General features: G+C 61.9%; 12 protein-coding genes. All 12 read left to right on the forward strand.

The features are described from left to right. Positions 1-455 precede the first annotated feature (455 nt). The 12 genes from IAE77_RS01775 (at position 456) to IAE77_RS01830 (ending at position 16,827) form a co-directional block, all read left to right on the forward strand. The gene (locus tag IAE77_RS01775) at positions 456-1,952 is read left to right on the forward strand and encodes a class I SAM-dependent DNA methyltransferase (RefSeq protein ID WP_294220924.1); all 1,497 of its coding nucleotides are present in this window, start codon (positions 456-458) and stop codon (positions 1,950-1,952) included. A 58-nt stretch (positions 1,953-2,010) separates the two neighbouring features. Beyond that, the gene (locus IAE77_RS01780; RefSeq protein WP_345780951.1) at positions 2,011-2,406 is read left to right on the forward strand and encodes a GxxExxY protein; all 396 of its coding nucleotides are present in this window, start codon (positions 2,011-2,013) and stop codon (positions 2,404-2,406) included. Positions 2,407-2,512: 106 nt separating this feature from the next. Beyond that, complete coding sequence (locus IAE77_RS01785; protein ID WP_294220930.1) at positions 2,513-4,009, forward strand: class I SAM-dependent DNA methyltransferase; 1,497 nt, start codon at positions 2,513-2,515, stop codon at positions 4,007-4,009. Between the two features lie 33 nt (positions 4,010-4,042). After that, complete coding sequence (locus tag IAE77_RS01790; protein WP_294220933.1) at positions 4,043-5,155, forward strand: AAA family ATPase; 1,113 nt, start codon at positions 4,043-4,045, stop codon at positions 5,153-5,155. Positions 5,156-5,157: 2 nt separating this feature from the next. Continuing rightward, entirely contained in the window at positions 5,158-5,742 is a 585-nt protein-coding gene (locus tag IAE77_RS01795) for a hypothetical protein (protein ID WP_294220936.1), read from the forward strand. A gap of 164 nt (positions 5,743-5,906) precedes the next feature. Continuing rightward, positions 5,907-6,968 carry a restriction endonuclease subunit S gene (locus tag IAE77_RS01800; RefSeq protein WP_294220940.1) on the forward strand — a complete coding sequence of 354 codons (1,062 nt, stop codon included), beginning with the start codon at positions 5,907-5,909 and terminating at the stop codon, positions 6,966-6,968. Beyond that, complete coding sequence (locus tag IAE77_RS01805; RefSeq protein WP_294220944.1) at positions 6,965-10,030, forward strand: type I restriction endonuclease subunit R; 3,066 nt, start codon at positions 6,965-6,967, stop codon at positions 10,028-10,030. Before IAE77_RS01800 ends, IAE77_RS01805 begins: the two co-directional genes overlap by 4 nt. 520 nt (positions 10,031-10,550) lie before the next feature. After that, complete coding sequence (locus IAE77_RS01810) at positions 10,551-11,978, forward strand: sulfatase-like hydrolase/transferase (RefSeq protein WP_294220946.1); 1,428 nt, start codon at positions 10,551-10,553, stop codon at positions 11,976-11,978. Positions 11,979-11,989: 11 nt separating this feature from the next. Next, entirely contained in the window at positions 11,990-13,153 is a 1,164-nt protein-coding gene (locus IAE77_RS01815) for a hypothetical protein (protein ID WP_294220949.1), read from the forward strand. Between the two features lie 37 nt (positions 13,154-13,190). After that, on the forward strand, positions 13,191-14,381 hold the full coding sequence (locus IAE77_RS01820; RefSeq protein ID WP_294220952.1) for a sialidase family protein: 1,191 nt from the start codon (positions 13,191-13,193) through the stop codon (positions 14,379-14,381). Further along, a complete protein-coding gene (locus IAE77_RS01825) occupies positions 14,378-14,797 on the forward strand; it encodes a hypothetical protein (protein ID WP_294220954.1) in 420 nt (139 codons plus the stop codon). The genes IAE77_RS01820 and IAE77_RS01825 overlap by 4 nt, the downstream gene beginning before the upstream one ends. After that, on the forward strand, positions 14,794-16,827 hold the full coding sequence (locus IAE77_RS01830) for an FAD-dependent oxidoreductase (protein ID WP_294220957.1): 2,034 nt from the start codon (positions 14,794-14,796) through the stop codon (positions 16,825-16,827). The genes IAE77_RS01825 and IAE77_RS01830 overlap by 4 nt, the downstream gene beginning before the upstream one ends. Positions 16,828-16,917: the final 90 nt, after the last annotated feature.

The following is a 16,917-nucleotide window of genomic DNA, read 5'->3' on the forward strand; positions in this document are numbered from 1 at the left end:
GTTCTAACTCTCATTTTACTGGTTGTCTGATTTCCTCCTTATCTGTGTTTATCTTGGCGCAATGACCCCAGATCCTCACGTTTTTGAGCGTCATCTTCGAGGGGCCCGGGTCGGTGCCCGAGGTTAAAGCGTTGAAAATCAATGCCTTGGCACATGAGCACGCGTTTCATCCCTCGCAATCCTGCGAAAGCCCCCGGCAGCCCCTCTCGCCGAGCCGCGAGCCCCCCTGTAGCCCGGCTCGCCGAGCCGCCAGCCTCCCTGTAGCCCGGCTCGCTGAGCCGTGGAAGCAGGCCAGCCCAAGCAGCGCAGGCAAACCTTCCCCGCTCCCCGCTCCCCGATCCCTCATCTCCGCTCCCTCACCTTCCCATTCTCGCGACCTGGCCGCTCTCCCAGTCTCCGCATCTGGAACGCTTGCCATCCGTAGCATCCCCTGCTTGGATTAAAAAATCTCCCGCATGCCCAGCCTCTCCCTCTCCCAACTCGAATCCCACCTTTGGAAAGCCGCGTGGCTTCTCAAGGGACCGGTCGATGCGGCGGACTTCAAGACCTACATTTTCCCGCTGCTGTTCTTCAAGCGGCTCTCCGATGTCCACGATGAGGAGCACGCCGCTGCGCTCGTGGAGTTCGATGGCGACGAGGAAGCCGCGCTGTTCGCGGAGAACTACCGCTTTCAGGTGCCAGAGGGCTGTCATTGGCGGGATGTGCGGAAGGTGGCGGTGAATGTCGGGCAGGCGCTTCAGACGGCCCTGCGCGGCATTGAGCAGGCGAACCCGCACACGCTTTACGGCATCTTTGGCGATGCGGCATGGACGAACAAAGACCGCCTGCCGGACAAACTGCTGCGCGATCTCATCGAGCACTTCTCCGCGCTGCCACTGGGGAACAGCGCCGCCGAGGCGGACATCCTCGGGCAGGCTTACGAGTATCTCATCAAGCAGTTCGCCGACGCCACGAACAAGAAAGCGGGCGAGTTCTACACCCCGCGTTCCGTCGTGCGGCTCATGGTGAACATCCTCGATCCCCGCGAGGGCGAGTCCATCTACGATCCCACCTGCGGCACCGGTGGCATGTTGCTGGAGGCCATCCATCATGTGAAGGAGACACGCGGCGATGTCCGCACGCTCTGGGGCAAGCTCTACGGTCAGGAGAAAAACCTCACCACCTCCGCCATCGCCCGAATCAATCTCTTCCTGCACGGAGCCACCGACTTCAAGATCGTGCGCGGCGACACCCTGCGGAACCCGGCCTTCTACTCCGGCGACAACCTCGCCACCTTCGACTGCGTCATCGCCAATCCGCCTTTCTCCCTGGAGAAATGGGGCGACGAGGTTTGGACCAGCGATCCCTACGGGCGGAACTTCGCCGGAATGCCGCCCGCCAAGAGCGGCGACTACGCCTTCGTGCAGCACATGATCAAAAGCATGGCCCCGAAGACCGGGCGCATGGCCGTCGTCCTTCCTCACGGTGCCCTCTTCCGCATGGGCAAGGAGGGCGAGATCCGGAAGAAACTCCTCGGCATGGACCTGCTGGAGGCCGTCATCGGCCTCGGGCCGAATCTCTTCTACGGCGCGGGCTTGGCCGCCTGCATCCTCGTCTTCCGGCAGAAGAAGGCGAAGGACCGGAAGAACAAGGTGCTCATCATCGATGCCTCGAAGGAACTCAAAGTCGGACGTGCCCAAAACGAACTTCTTCCCGAACACGTCGAGCGCATCCACGGCTGGGTTAGCGACTTCCAGGACGTGGAAGGCATCGCCCGCATCGTCACCCTCGACGAGATCGCCGCCAACGATCACAACCTCAACATCCCGCGCTACGTCGAGCCGAAGGTCACCAGTGAAGTGCTCACCGTGGAGGAAGCGATGAAACGGCTGCGCGAGAGCGCGGAGGCGGCGTTCGCGGCGGAGGAGCGGCTTGTGGGAATCCTCAAACAGGAGGGCTTGCTGGTTTCTTGAACCACGGATTTCGCGGATGAACACGGATGATTTTACAGATTCGGAGGAGCGGTTTCCGTTGGCGAGAAGGAAGACTGCAGTTGGGTCCAAGCTGCTTTATGCTGAGCAGTCAGAGTCAATCATTGGCGCTGCCATGAAGGTGTTGAATACGCTGAAGCCCGGGTTGAACGAGAAGGCTTACGAAAACGCGTTGGTCATCGAGTTGAAGAAGCGCGGTCATACGATTGAACAGCAACGCCGCTTTGATGTGTTTTACGAAGGCATCCTGGTGGACACGCTGGTTCCTGATTTGCTGGTCGATGGCCTGATCGTTGTTGATCCCAAAGTCGTGACGGACTTCAACGACACACACATTGCCCAGATGATGGGTTACCTCGCCATAACAGGCTTCAAGCTCGCCATCCTCATCAACTTCAAACACGCCGACCTCCGCTGGAAGCGGGTGGTCAGGTAATCTTCGACCACGGATCATACGGATTTACACGGATGAAACCCCAGCAAAACGAAACCAATTCTGCTTATCCGTGCCAATCCGTGAAATCCGTGGTTACCCAACTCCCATGACCCGCATCACCCAACAACAGCTCGAATCCTACCTCTGGGGTGCCGCCGTGCTCCTGCGGGGGACGATTGATGCGGGGGACTACAAGCAGTTCATCTTCCCGCTGCTGTTCTATAAACGGCTGTGCGATGTCTTCGATGAGGAGACCGTCACCGCGCTGCGGGAGTCGGGCGGGGATCAGGACTTTGCGCTGTTCCCGGAGAACCACCGCTTCCAGGTGCCGGCGGACGCGCACTGGCGGGAGATTCGGAAGGTCAGCCGGGATGTGGGCCGGGGCTTGCAGCAGGCCATGCGGGCCATCGAGACCGCGAATCCCGACCAGCTCTTCGGCATCTTTGGCGATGCGCAGTGGACGAACAAGGACCGCCTGTCCGATGCCATGCTGCGCGACCTCATCGAGCACTTTTCCTCGCTCGAACTCACCGTCGCCAACCTGCCCGAGGACGAGCTGGGCCAGGGCTACGAGTATCTCATCAAGAAGTTCGCCGACGACTCCGGCCACACCGCCGCCGAGTTCTACACGAACCGCACCGTCGTCCACCTCATGACCGAGATGCTCGACGTGCAGCCCGGCGAGTCCGTCTATGACCCCACCTGCGGCTCCGGCGGCATGTTGCTCTCCTGTATCGCCCACCTGCGGAACCAGAAAAAGGAATGGCGGAACGTGAAGCTCTACGGCCAGGAGCGGAACCTCATGACCTCCTCCATCGCCCGGATGAACTGCTTCCTCCACGGTATCGAGGACTTCCGCATCGAGCGTGGCGACACCCTGGCCGAGCCGAAGCTCGTGGAAGGAGACCGCCTCATGCGCTTCGATGTCGTGCTGGCCAATCCGCCCTACTCCATCAAGCAGTGGGACCGCGACGCCTTCGCCTCCGATCCCTGGGGCCGCAATCTCTACGGCACCCCGCCGCAGGGCCGCGCCGACTACGCCTTCCAGCAGCACATCCTGCAAAGCCTCAAGCCCAGGACCGGCCGCTGCGCCGTCCTCTGGCCCCACGGCGTTCTCTTCCGGCAGGAGGAGGCGGAGATGCGCCGCAAGCTCATCGAGGCCGATCTCATCGAGTGCGTCCTCGGCCTCGGCCCGAACCTCTTCTACAACTCGCCCATGGAAGCCTGCGTCGTCGTCTGCCGCACGCAGAAGCCCAAGGCCCGGCGCGGGAAAATCCTCTTCATCAACGCGGTGAACGAAGTCACCCGCGAACGCGCCCAAAGCTTCCTCACCGACGAGCACCTCCATCGCGTCGTTCGCGCCTATCAGGACTTCAAGGATGAGCCCGGCTTCACCCGCGTCGTGCCCATCGAGGAAATCCGGGCGAAAGAGGGGAATCTGAGCATCCCGCTGTTTGTCAGCGGCGGAATGCAGGCGCAAACCAATGCTGCCGCTGAGACTGCCGCCACGGCGCTTCCAGATGCACTTTCGAGCTGGCTGGAAAGCTCGCGGCAACTCAGGTCATCCCTTGCCTCTCTCCTGTCGCCCCAGACTACTCGTTGAAATAACATCAGAATCTCTGTTACACTCGCCATCATGAGCACCAAGCCAAAAATTGAACCGGATGCACCGCCCATCCTGAAATCTGCTTCCATCAAGAAGTTTGGCCTCTTCACGGATGAAACGCTGGAGTTCTCGCCAGGGCTCAATGTGTTCATCGGCAGAAACGGCTGTGGTAAGTCCCACCTGCTCAAGCTGCTCTACACACTCGTCAAAGAGTGCGGTGAGGTTCCTGGAAACGGCAGTGTGCTTGAAGCCGAAAAGCTGGAGAACCGCCTCGCTAAAAAGCTTGCTGGGGTATTCCGGCCAGAAAATGACCGGATTGGACGCCTCGTTCAGAGGGGGAAGGGGCGCACCAGTGCCGAAGTATCCGCAAGCTTCACCAACGGCAAGAAGTGTGGTTTCAAGCTGAGTTCACTGGACAAGATCAGCGCGGCAAAAGGAAATGTCGGTTCTCTGGAGGATGCCGCGTTCCTGCCTTCGCGCGAGGTGCTTGCACTCTTTGAAGGGTTTGTTGCCGCGTATGAAAAGCGCGAGCTTTCTTTCGACGAGACATTCCGGGACATCTGTTTGGCTCTGAGCGAAAAACAGCTGCGGGGGAAACGCGATGGAATGCTGGACGCTTTGGTAAAGCCACTGGAAGAAGAGATCCGTGGCAAGGTCAGTCTCGAAGGCGGACGCTTTTATGTCACGGGAGAGGATGGAAGCATCGAAGCTCACTTGGTATCGGAAGGCTGGCGCAAGCTCGCTGCACTCGCCCAGCTCATCATCAATGGCACGCTGACGAAGAACGGCTTTCTCTTCTGGGACGAGCCCGAGGCCAACCTGAATCCCAAGATGGTCGTGCAGCTTTCGGATACCCTGCTGCGACTCGCCAATCAGGGTATTCAGGTCTTCGTCGTCAGTCATGACTACCTGCTCACCACTCGCCTCTCGCTGGCGTCTGAGTATCCAAAGCAGATCCCGGAAGACCAGCGCTGCCCGGTGAAGTTCTTCGGACTCGCCCGCCGGGGCTCCGATGAAAAAGGTGTCTCCGTTAGCAGCGGCAGCAAGCTCGCGGACCTTCAAGACAATCCGATCCTCGCGGAATACGCCGCTCTCTATGATTACGAGGGAGAACTGTTTCAGAAAAGCCGCACAACCGCATAGCTATGCCCCTCACTCTTGATGTTGAAAAACAGAGCTTCGAATTCGACGCTTCTTGGTCCTCCGCATTCAAATATGACGACACAACATTTTATACCGGAGGTCCGCAACGTCTGCAGGGGGCGCTGACAAAACAATCGGGCGGGACCACTGTATCCAGGCCACAAGGCACCAAAGCGGTTGATGTAGTTGGACTTCGAGACACAGGAGGCTTGTTGCTTTTGGAGGCGAAGGACTTTCGAGGTCATCAGGCAGCAAACGCGCACCGAATGAGTGGCGAAGTCTGCCTAGAGGTAGCACTCAAGGTTCGGGATACGATCGCAGGGATTGTCGGCGCGGCCCGAATGGCTGTTGTTGAATTTCCTGCCGTGCAGGTCGCAGCCGCATTGCAACCGGGGCCCGATCTCATGGTCGTGCTTTGGTTGGAAGATGATCTTTTCACAGACCCCGTGAAGACCGCCTCCAAATTGCAGGTGCTGAACAGCCTGCTGAAAACCAAGCTGACTTGGCTTAACGCTAGGACCTTCGTCGTTTCCTCTTCAAAGGATGCGCACTTGATTCCCGGATTAACAGTTTCGGACCTCCCATGAAGCAGTCTCCCGCGCTAGATTTGCCGGGCACCTGCCAGCCCAACCCCGCCTGGGCCTCGCTCCAGCTCTTTGACCGCACGGGGTGGAAGCGCATGGCGTTTGGCGAGTTTGCGGAGAGCATCGGGGAGCGGGCGGAGCCGAAGGATGCGCAGGAGGAGATTTATGTGGGGCTGGAGCATCTGGACCCGCAGTGCCTGCACATCCGGCGCTGGGGCAAGGGCAGCGATGTCACGGGCACGAAGCTCCGGTTCCGGAAGGGCGACATCATCTTTGGTCGCCGCCGCGCCTATCAGCGGAAGCTGGCCGTGGCGGAGTTCGACGGCATCTGCTCCGCTCATGCCATGGTCGTGCGGGCCAGGCCGGACAAGGTGCTGCCGGAGTTCCTGCCCTTCCTCATGATGAGCGACCGCTTCATGAACCGCGCCGTGGAGATTTCCGTCGGCTCGCTCTCGCCCACCATCAACTGGACCACGCTCAAGCTGGAGGAGTTCGACCTCCCGCCGCTCGACCAGCAGCGCCGCATCGCGGAAATCCTCTGGGCGGTGGATGAGGCACTCCAGAAAGCGAACGAGCTACAAACAACGATTGAGGCTGCGCGGTCGGCTAAAGTCGAAGAACACTTCAATCAAAGCATCGAAAACAAACTCAATATTCAGCCGCTCGAAGCGGTCGCTAAAGTGAGCTATGGCATCACGCTTGGCGCTTTCCGCAAAGCTCTACCGATTGAGAGGCCTTACTTGCGCGTGGCCAATTTGCAGCGAAACGCCTTCGACCTCAGCGAAATCAAAACCATCAACTGTGATGAGAATGAGGTTTCCCGGTTCGAGCTTGCCGATGGAGACGTGCTCATCGTTGAAGGGCACGCCACTGTTACTGAAATCGGCCGCGCCGCCGTGTGGCGTTTTGGTGACCGCGGCATGTTGCACCAGAATCATTTGATTCGTGCTCGCTGCTCTGACGCCCTGATTCCCGAGTATTTGAACCTCTGCATCAATGCCGGTGCTGGTCAGGATTATTTCCGAAGCCGAGCGAAGAGTTCGAGCGGACTGAATACTATCAATTCAACCGTCGTGAAGGAGTTCCCGGTCCCAAAAACACCTGTGCGGGCTCAAGAGCAGTTAGTCGCTGAGACAAATCAGTTCGACAGCTCACTTCGCGCCGTCGCTTCAAACCAAGCCTCATTGCGAAACTTGGTCACACAGCTTCTCAATACCATTTGCTCATGAGCTTCACCGAATCCAACACCGTCGAGCAGATGATTCTCGATGCCGCGACCTCGCTCGGCAGCGGCGCGGGTTCGTCGGTGGTCCGTGAAGACCCGCCGGCGGGCTGGGGCGGTTCATTGGGCGAGGAGTTCAAGCCCGCGAAGTGGACCTTTGTTGAACCGCTGAAGGTGCCGCGTCAGCCGGGCGAGGTGATGGTGGAGACGTGGGTGCGGGAGGCGCTCATCGCCCTGAACCCCGAGATCGCCGCGCAGCCGGACCGGGCGGACGAGGTGATCTACGCCCTGCGGGCCATCCTGCTCGCCGTGGGCGGCGACGGTCTGGTGCGGGCGAACGAGAACTTCACGATGTGGCTGCGCGGGGAGAAGACGATGCCGTTTGGCCCGAATGGCGAGCATGTGCCGGTGCACCTGCTCGACTTTGCCCAGCCGGGTCGGAACCGGCTGACGGTGACGAACCAGTGGACCTTCCAAAGCGGCACGGTGGAGAAGCGCTTCGACGTGGTCTTTCTCATCAACGGTCTGCCGCTGGTGATCGGCGAGGCGAAGACGCCGACGCGCAGCGCGGTGACGTGGTTCGACGGGGCGTATCAGGTGAACGAGATCTACGAGAAGGAGGTGCCGGCGATGTTTGTGCCGAACGTCTTCTCCTTTGCCACCGAGGGCCGCTGCCTGCGCTACGGCAGCATCCGCATGCCCATCGACCTCTGGGGACCGTGGCGGGATGACGACAATCAGGAGGAGGGCAACCTGGGCCATGTCCGCAAGACGGTGGAGAGCCTCCTGCGGCCCGCCGTGGTGCTGGACATCCTGCAAAACTTCACCCTCTTCGCCACGGACAAGAAGCACCGGCGCATCAAGGTGATCTGCCGCTACCAGCAATACGAGACGACGAACAAGATCGTGGCCCGCGTGGTGGCCGGGTATCCGAAGAAGGGCCTCATCTGGCATTTCCAGGGCAGCGGCAAGAGCCTGCTCATGGTCTTCGCCGCGCAGAAGCTGCGCCTGCATCCGCGCCTGGGCAATCCCACGGTGCTCATCGTGGTGGACCGCATCGACCTTGACACCCAGATCACCGCCACCTTCAACGCGGCGGACGTGCCAAACATGGTGGGCGTGGGCGACCGCAAGGAACTGCAACGCCTGCTGGGGCAGGACGTGCGCAAGGTGCTGATCACAACGATTCACAAGTTTGGGGAAACCACGGATTACACGGATGGCACGGATAGGGCAGAGACCAAAAAATCCGTGTCCTCCGTGAAATCCGTGGTTCAAAAATCCGGTGCCTGGAACCAGCGCTCGAACATCATCGTCATGGTGGATGAAGCCCATCGAACCCAGGAAGGCGATCTCGGACGCCGAATGCGCGATGCTTTGCCGAATGCCTTCCTCTTCGGCCTCACCGGCACGCCGATCAACCGGGCGGATCGCAACACCTTCTGGGCCTTCGGCGCGGACGAGGACGTGCAGGGCTACATGAGCCGCTACTCCTTCCAGGATTCCATCCGCGACAAGGCGACGCTGCCGCTGCACTTCGAGGCCCCGGCGGTGAAGCTCAAGATCGACAAGGCGGCGATTGATGAAGCCTACAAGGAGATCACCGGTGACCTGAGCGAGCAGGACCGCGACGACCTCGCCAAACGCGCCGCCAAGATGGCCGTGCTGGTGAAGAACCCGGAGCGCGTGCGGGCCGTGGTGGAGCACATCGTGGGGCACTACCAGACCAAGGTGGAGCCGAACGGCTTCAAGGCGCAGGTGGTGGTCTTCGACCGCGAGTGCTGCGTGCTCTACAAGAAGGTGATGGACGAACTCATCGGCCCCGAGGCCAGCGCCATCGTGATGAGCAGTGCCCAGCATGACAAACCCGAGTGGAAGGAGCACATTCGCGACAAGGATGCCGAGGAGAAGCTGCTCGACCGCTTCCGCGATCCGGCGGACCCGCTGAAGTTTGTCATCGTGACGAGTAAGCTGCTCACCGGCTTCGACGCGCCGATCCTCCAGGTGATGTATCTCGACAAGCCGATGAAGGATCACAACCTCCTTCAGGCCATCTGCCGCGTGAACCGCACCTACGGCCAGACGAAGACGCACGGCCTGATCGTGGATTACATCGGCATTTTCGACGACGTGGCGCAGGCTCTCGATTTCGACGAGAAAGCCGTGCAGCAGGTGGTGAGCAACATTGACGAGCTGCGCAAGGCCCTGCCGGTGCAGGTCCAGAAGTGCCTCGCCTTCTTCCCCGGGGTGGACCGCACCATCGGCGGCTACGAAGGCCTCATGGCCGCCCAGCAATGCCTGCCGAACAACGCCACGCGCGACAAGTTCGCCGCTGAATACAGCGTGCTCGGCACCATCTGGGAGGCGCTTTCCCCCGATCCCTGCCTGAGCGCCTATGCCAAGGACTACAAGTGGCTGACCCAGGTCTATGAATCCGTGAAGCCCGTGAGCGGCAACGGTCGTCTGCTGTGGCATCGGCTCGGCGCGAAGACCATCGAACTCATCAACGAGAACGTCCACGTCGAAGCGGTGCGCGACGACATCGAAGCCCTGGTGCTGGATGCCGACGTGCTCGACAGCATCCTCAAGGACGCCAACCCCTCCAAGAAAGCCCGCGAGGTGGAGATCAAGCTCATCGCCCGCCTCAAGAAGCACGCCGGCAATCCCAAGTTCAAAGAACTCGGCGAACGCCTGGAGAAGATCCGCGAGAAGCACGAGCAAGGTCTGCTCAACAGCCTGGAGTTCCTTAAAGGCATCCTCGAACTCGCCAAGGAAACCGTGGAAGCCGAAAAGCAGGTCGAGCCCGAGGAAGAGCAAGACCGCGCCCTGTCCGCCCTGACCGAACTCTTCAACGAAGTGAAGGGCAAGCACACGCACGTCATCGTGGAACGCATCGTCGCCGACATCGACGCCATCGTTAAGCAAGTCCGCTTCGACGGCTGGCAAGCCACCGCCCAAGGCGAACGCGAAGTGAAACAGGCCCTGCGCCGCGCCCTTCTCAAATACAAACTGCACACCGATCAGGAGCTGTTCGACAAGGCTTACGGCTATATCCGGGAGTATTATTGAGGCATGGAGGCAAGGGACGGGTCCTGTACTTCTCACATGGGCGGGTGCCCGTTTTCCGAGGCTGCTGCTCATTGTGCAGGCCAGCCATCCAAGGGACGAGAAGCACGCTGAGCTGTAAAGCTTCACGCCTTTGCTGTCGCGTTCGGCGTCGGCGGAATTCGTCTCAGGAGGGCGGTGCTGCAACAGGCGGAATGGCTGTGTGCGGACTGGTTGAGGTGAATACAAGGCCCCAAACTCCCCCCAGGGTCTCTGTAACTCGGGGAAACGGGGGCTCGCGTGGCCGTTCTACGTCGTCTTTGCAATGCCGGGGGCTGCGGCAGGGTGAGGGGGGCTGTGGGTCGTCCTTGATGCTCGATGCTCGATGCTCGATGCTCGATGCTCGATGCTGGATGCTCGATGCTCGATGCTAGATGACGTGTCGGCCGTGGCTGGTGGGGCGGAGGGCCTGCCCGCAGGCGAACTGCGCGTGAAGAAACCGGCGGTGGGGACGTTCATGGACGCGAAACCACATCCGCCTTCCATGAAGCTGCTCCTTTCCGCCCTTTGTCTGTCGTTTCTCCTGCTGCCTGCCGCCTTCGCGGCTCCGCCGAACGTGGTGCTGATCATGGCGGATGACCAGGGATGGGGGGACACGGGTTACAACGGGCACCCGGAGCTGAAGACGCCGAATCTGGACTCGCTGGCGGCCAGCGGACTGCGCATGGACCGGTTTTACACGGCGCACTTCAACTGCTCGCCCACGCGTGCGAGCGTGATGACGGGACGGCATCCGCACCGCATGGGGACCTTTGGCCCGGGGTCGCCGATCCGGGCGCAGGAGATCACGGTGGCGAAGGTGTTGCAGTCGGCGGGCTTTGCGACGGGGCATTTCGGCAAGTGGCACCTCAATGGCAAGAACGGCGACCGGAACACGAAGACACCTCCCGGCCGTGCGATCCTGGCGGATGATCCTCTTTCGCCGGGCAGGATGGGTTTCGACACGTGGATCTCCGCGGACAATTTCTTCGACCTGGATCCCGTGCTGGGCCGCCAGGGCGTGGTGGAAAAATTCCAGGGGGAGGGCTCGGACATCATCACGGACGAGGCGCTGAAATTCATCCGGGCACAGGCTGAGGCCAGGAAGCCGTTCCTCACCGTGGTGTGGTTCGGGAATCCGCACACGCCGCACGAGGCGCTGCCTGCGGACAAGGCGGCCTACAGCCGCCTGCCGGAGGCGGAGCAGAACTACTATGGCGAGCTCACCGCGATCGACCGCAGCGTGGGCCGCCTGCGCACGGCGCTGCGTGAGCTGAAGGTGGCTGACAACACGCTGCTGTGGTACTGCAGCGACAACGGCGGCGCGGCCGGACCGAAGAGCACAGGCGATCTGCGCGGCTCCAAAGGCACGCTGTGGGAGGGCGGCCTGCGCGTGCCCGGCATCGTGGAATGGCCTGCACGCATCGCGAAGCCGGGGGTGACCAGCGTGCCGTGCTCCACGGTGGACATCTACCCCACGGTGCTGGCCGCGACCGGCGCCACACCGGAGAAACCCATCCTGCCACTGGATGGCATCAGCCTGCTGCCGTTGTTTGACGGGCAGATGGAGAAACGGGAGAAGCCCCTGTCATTCTGGGCGGACGCCCGGCGTGACAATGCCCACGCGGCAGTGCTCGACTGGCCCTACAAGCTGCACACGAACGCTCAGCCAGGAGGCAAGGGTGGCAAAAAGAAGAAGGCTGCGGCGGGTGGAACGGTGGCGGTGCTGCTCCACGACGTCTCCAAAGATCCGAAGGAGACGACCGACCTCGCCGCGCAGGAACCTGAACGCGTGAAACAGATGACGGCCGCGCTCGAGACGTGGAAGGCATCGGTTCAAAAGAGCCTCGCCGGTGGTGACTTCGATCCGCCGCTGCCGCCTGAGGCGCTGAAGATCCCGCGACCTCCGAAAAAGGGCGGGAAGGCCGAGTAGCGGAGCGCATCATGAGCCACACCACGCAGGTCTTCGAACTGCCGAGCCGCGATGGCCGTGCCTGCCTCCGTGGGCAGATCGACCTGCCCCACGCTGACGGGGCATCGCGATTTGCCGCGGTGCTGATCGTCAACGGCGGCTGGTTCATGGAGCGGGATGGTTTCATGGGGACGGCCTCCGGCACGGATCGTGATCTCGTTTATCGGGACCTGGCCGGGGGCCTGATCGCGGCAGGCATCGCCGTGATCCGGTATGACAATCGTGGGGTGAAGGGGAACGAGAGGACCATGCCTGCGCCGCCGGCCGGATGCAGCGAGCTGGAAACCGCGAGGCATTATCTCGATGCCTGCATCGATGCCGATGTGCGCCAGTCCGTCAGCGTGCGGACGCAGATGGATGATGTGGAGCAGGTGTGGGAGTTTGCATTGCAGCATCCCCAGGTCGATCCGCAGCGCCTCATCGTATGGGCGCATTCGGAAGGCGGGCTGAATGTGGGCCGCCTGGTCAGCGCAGGCCGGATGACGCCGCTGGGAATCATCACGGTGGGCACGGCCGCGTCCAGTCCCGCAGCGCTGGTGCGCTGGACGCTGGTGGACAGGCACGCGGCGCACCTGATGGGCTGGGATGACGATGCTGACGGTCGTGTGACGCAGGATGACATCGACCGCCGGTATCCTGGCGACACGCTGTTTCCTGTTGTGGGCGTCTCGCAGGCGTCGCTCACAGCGCCGGTGGATGGATGGACGCGGGCTTCCGCCTTTGACCACTTTGAGAAGGCTTATGCGGCGGCCAGATCCGCGGCACTGGCTAAGCCCGATGACGCGCCTTACCCGGATCCCGAGCCGGACTTCCGCATGGTGGCGGCATCCAACCACTGGTGGCGGCAGTGGTTTGAGGACAACCAGCCGCAGATAGACCACTTCGCCAGCTTTGGCGGGCAGGTGATCATCCACCTCGCCGGGATCGATTCGCAGTTCTCAGGGCCGCGTGAGAAGGCATTCGCGGAGGGCCGCATCGACTCCGGCGCCTTTGTGCGGCCGCCACGCCTCATCTATCATCCGGCGCGGGGTCATTCGCTGCGCACCGGGGAGCCTGCGTCCGGGCCGATGGATGACGCGGCCAGGACCCAGATGATCGAGGAGGTGCAGGAGATCCTCCGTGGTCACCCGCTTTGACCAGCGAGAGCCGGGGGCGGGACGCGTTTGGCACTCCATGAAGCTTCTTGCTGTGTTTCTCATCGCGTTCTGCGGCTCCCTGCGTGCCGCGGAGCCGCTTTTTGAAACCACGCGGCTCTTTGCGCTGACACCGCAAAACAAGCCGAACCACCGCATTCCGGGTCTCCTCCAAGCTCCGAACGGCGATCTGCTCGTGATCTGCGAGAAGCGCAACGACGGCCCGGGCGACATCGGCAATCACGACATCGTGATGAAGCGCAGTTCGGACCGCGGGACGACATGGAGTGAGGAGATCGTGATCCTCGATGATGCCGATCTCGTCTGCACGGACCTCACGCTCGGTCTCGACCGCGAGACAAAAAAGCTGTGGCTGTTCTTTTTGAAGGACAAAAAACAGTTCGCTCATCTCACGAGCACCGACAACGGCCTCACCTGGCAGGGACCGGTCGTCATTCACGATCAAGTGACGAGACCGGAGTGGGACAAGCTGCCAGGGAAGGCGGAGGCGAAGCCTTACAACCCCAAAAGCCATGCGCAGCGCTGGGAGCGCGGCTGGCATCAGCGCTACGGCTGCGGCCCGGGCCACGCGATGGTGCAGCTCGCCACCGGCAGGCTGCTGGTGCCCGCGCGGCATCGCGAGGACATCGGAAAGGGCCGCCTGCGCAGCTTCGCGCACTGCTTTTACAGCGACGATCATGGCGCGACATGGAAGCTGGGCGGAAACATCGGCCTGCACACGAGCGAGTGCCAGTTCGTCGTGCTCAGCGATGGCAATGTGCGCGTCATCAGCCGCAATGAGAGCGCCGAGGACGCGCCGGACAATCTGCGGCACCTCACGAGCATCTCGAAGGACGGCGGCGTGACCTGGAGCGCACCGCAGCGGCTCGAAGAACTCATCACGCCGCGCTGCCACGGCAGCGTGGAACGCCTTGATGCGGAGACGCTGCTGTTTTGCAGCCCGGCTTCGCCATTTCGGCAGGAGGAGCATCCCTACGGCCGCTACAATCTCACCGTGCGCCTCAGCCGCGATGACGGCGCGAGCTGGAGCACCGGGCGCACCCTCTGGCCGCATCCGGGATCGTATTCCGACATCGCCGTGCTCGATGACGGCAGCATCGGCATCGTGTACGAACGCGCGGACAAGGGCAGCACGCATTACTGGGACGAGTTGCATTTCGCGCGTTTTCATCTGGAGTGGGTGACCTTCGGTCGAGAAACCCCTCCATGACAGCCAGCTCCGGACGCCCCAGCCTCCAGCGTGCGCTCCTGCGCGCGTTCGCCCTCGTGGCTTTGATCGCCGCGCCTGCGGTGCTGCTGCCGCGTGTGGCGCTGGAGAAGGTGTCATGGGTCATGGGTTTCGGCCAGCCGCCGATGACGCCGGTCGCCCTCTACATGATGGCAGGGGGCGCGGCCGTGTATCTCGGCCAGGCAGTGCTGATGTGGGTGATCTCGTGCGATGTGGTGCGCTACCAGCCGCTCGTCCGGCTCATCGCGTGGATGCTTCTCATTTGCGGGCCGCTTTTCCTCTGGATCGATTCGCAGGTCGGCCTGCCGGGGTGGTGGCGCCTGATGGACGGCGCCGGCAGTCTCGCGGGCGGCTCTGCGTTGATCTGGGCCTGCTATTTTCCCCCTCCTTCATCATGAATGCTCGTTTCCTCGTCATCGGGTCCTGGTTGTCTTTGGTGCCGGTCGTTTCATATGCCGGGGACGTCGTCGTGTATGGCGGCACGCCTGCGGGCATCGCGGCCGGAGTCGTCGCCGCGCGGGAAGGCGCCAGCGTGGTGATCATTGAGCCGACGAAATGGGTCGGCGGCATGGTCACGGGCGGCCTGAGCCGCACGGATGTGGGCAAGGAGCAGACGATCGGCGGCTTTCCGCGCGAATTCTTCACACGGGCGGCAGCGGTGAGGCCGGGCACGACGATGTGGTATGCGGAGCCGTCGGTGAACCTGACGACTTTTCAGGCGATGCTGAAGGAGGCGGGCGTGAGAGTCATCACCGCGCAGTCTTTGAAGAGCATCACCAAGGACGGCGCGCGCATCACCAGCCTCACGACGAGCGATGGCACGACTCACACGGGGGAGATCTTCATCGATGCCAGCTATGAGGGCGATCTCATGGCCGCCGCGAAGGTGAGCCACATCGTCGGCCGTGAAAGCCGCGCGCAGCATGGCGAGCCGCTGGCGGGCTATCATCCCATGCCGATTCGTCCGCGCACGGTGGAGGTGATGGAGAGCGACTGCCCGAGCATCGGCGGCACCGGCCCCGCCTACATCCACGGCACACCCGCGAGCATCTCCGGCCTGGATGCGGACGGGAAGCCCATCTTTGGCGTGTATCCGGCTCCGAAGCTGCAGCCGGGCGATGCGGACCACCGCACGCAGTCCTACAACTTCCGCATCTGCGTCACGCAGCGGCCCGACATCTTCGTGCCGTTTCCGAAGCCGGCGAATTACGATGCCTCGCGCTACGAGCTGCTGCTGCGTTTGATCCAGACCTTCCCCGGCGTCCGCTTCGGCCGCTTGTTCCATGTCGGCGCCATCTCGCACGGCAAATACGATCTCAATGCGCAGGGCTTGTTCTCCACCGATTATCCAGGCGCGAACTTTGATTATCCCAACGGCGACGCTGCCACGCGTGCACGCATCTGGCAGGATCACATCGACTTCATCCAGGGCATGCTGTGGTTCCTGGGACATGACGAGCGGGTGCCGCAGGCCTTGCGCGAGCAAACGCTGAGCTGGGGCCTCTGCCGGGATGAGTTTGCCGACAACGACCACTGGCCCTACGCGCTCTACATCCGTGAAGGCCGCCGCATGACCGGCGAACACGTCATGGTGCAGAAGGACCTGCAGACCGACATCTTCAAAGACGACAGCGTGGGCATGGGGTCCTTCCTCATCGACTGCCACATCGTGCAGCGCATCCTCGCCCCGGACGGCACGGTGCGTGATGAAGGCAGCTTTCAGGACACGCCCGCTCTTCCCTATCAGATAGCGTATCGCAGCCTGACGCCGAAACGTGCGGAGTGCGCAAACCTGCTGGTGCCTGTCTGCCTCTCCGCGAGCCACATCGCCTGTTGCTCGATCCGCATGGAGCCGGTTTACATGGCGATGGGGCACGCGTCCGGTCTCGCCGCCGTGCAGGCCCTGCGCGGCAAAACCAGCGTGCAGGAGATCGATGTGGCCGCCTTGCGGAAGCAACTGCTCGCGCAGAAGGCCGTGCTCGAACTTCCCGAACTCGCGAACATGCCGCGGACAGCCAAACTTCCCGGCATCGTCATGGACGACCAGCAGGCGGAAAAGAACGGCCACTGGACCGACAGCACCTATGGAAATCCTGTCGATGGCGCCAGCATCCACGATGCGAACGGTGAGAAAGGCAGGCTCAGCGTCACCTACAAGCTGACGGTGCCAAAGGACGGCCTTTATGAGGTCCGCGTGTCCTATGCGTCGGCCCCCAATCGTGCGGGCAACGTGCCGGTTTCGATCCAGCATGCCAAGGGCACGGAAACCATCACCGTGAACCAAAAGAAGGCACCGCCGATCGATGGCCTGTTTCTCAAACTGGGCGAATTCAGTTTCGAAGCGGCCAATCCGGCGGTCATCGTGATTCGCAATGACAACACCAACGGCATTGTAGGCGCTGACGCGGTGCAGTTGATCTCCAAGTAGTTCGACGAAGCCCGCGTTGATTCGCAACTTCGCGCGGCAACCCCTATCGTGGTCATCTTCGCTGACCAGGCAATTTGGCGGCGTTCCCTG

Source organism: Prosthecobacter sp., from assembly GCF_014879935.1.
In the GTDB taxonomy this organism is placed as follows: Bacteria; Verrucomicrobiota; Verrucomicrobiia; order Verrucomicrobiales; family Verrucomicrobiaceae; genus Prosthecobacter.

Excerpts from the sequence above, each read along its gene's own strand:
- IAE77_RS01775 (WP_294220924.1), top strand. The coding sequence starts at position 456 with ATGCCCAGCCTCTCCCTCTCCCAACTCGAATCCCACCTTTGGAAAGCC.
- IAE77_RS01785 (WP_294220930.1), top strand. The coding sequence starts at position 2,513 with ATGACCCGCATCACCCAACAACAGCTCGAATCCTACCTCTGGGGTGCC.
- IAE77_RS01790 (WP_294220933.1), top strand. The coding sequence starts at position 4,043 with ATGAGCACCAAGCCAAAAATTGAACCGGATGCACCGCCCATCCTGAAA.
- IAE77_RS01795 (WP_294220936.1), top strand. The coding sequence starts at position 5,158 with ATGCCCCTCACTCTTGATGTTGAAAAACAGAGCTTCGAATTCGACGCT.
- IAE77_RS01805 (WP_294220944.1), top strand. The coding sequence starts at position 6,965 with ATGAGCTTCACCGAATCCAACACCGTCGAGCAGATGATTCTCGATGCC.
- IAE77_RS01810 (WP_294220946.1), top strand. The coding sequence starts at position 10,551 with ATGAAGCTGCTCCTTTCCGCCCTTTGTCTGTCGTTTCTCCTGCTGCCT.
- IAE77_RS01815 (WP_294220949.1), top strand. The coding sequence starts at position 11,990 with ATGAGCCACACCACGCAGGTCTTCGAACTGCCGAGCCGCGATGGCCGT.
- IAE77_RS01820 (WP_294220952.1), top strand. The coding sequence starts at position 13,191 with ATGAAGCTTCTTGCTGTGTTTCTCATCGCGTTCTGCGGCTCCCTGCGT.
- IAE77_RS01825 (WP_294220954.1), top strand. The coding sequence starts at position 14,378 with ATGACAGCCAGCTCCGGACGCCCCAGCCTCCAGCGTGCGCTCCTGCGC.
- IAE77_RS01830 (WP_294220957.1), top strand. The coding sequence starts at position 14,794 with ATGAATGCTCGTTTCCTCGTCATCGGGTCCTGGTTGTCTTTGGTGCCG.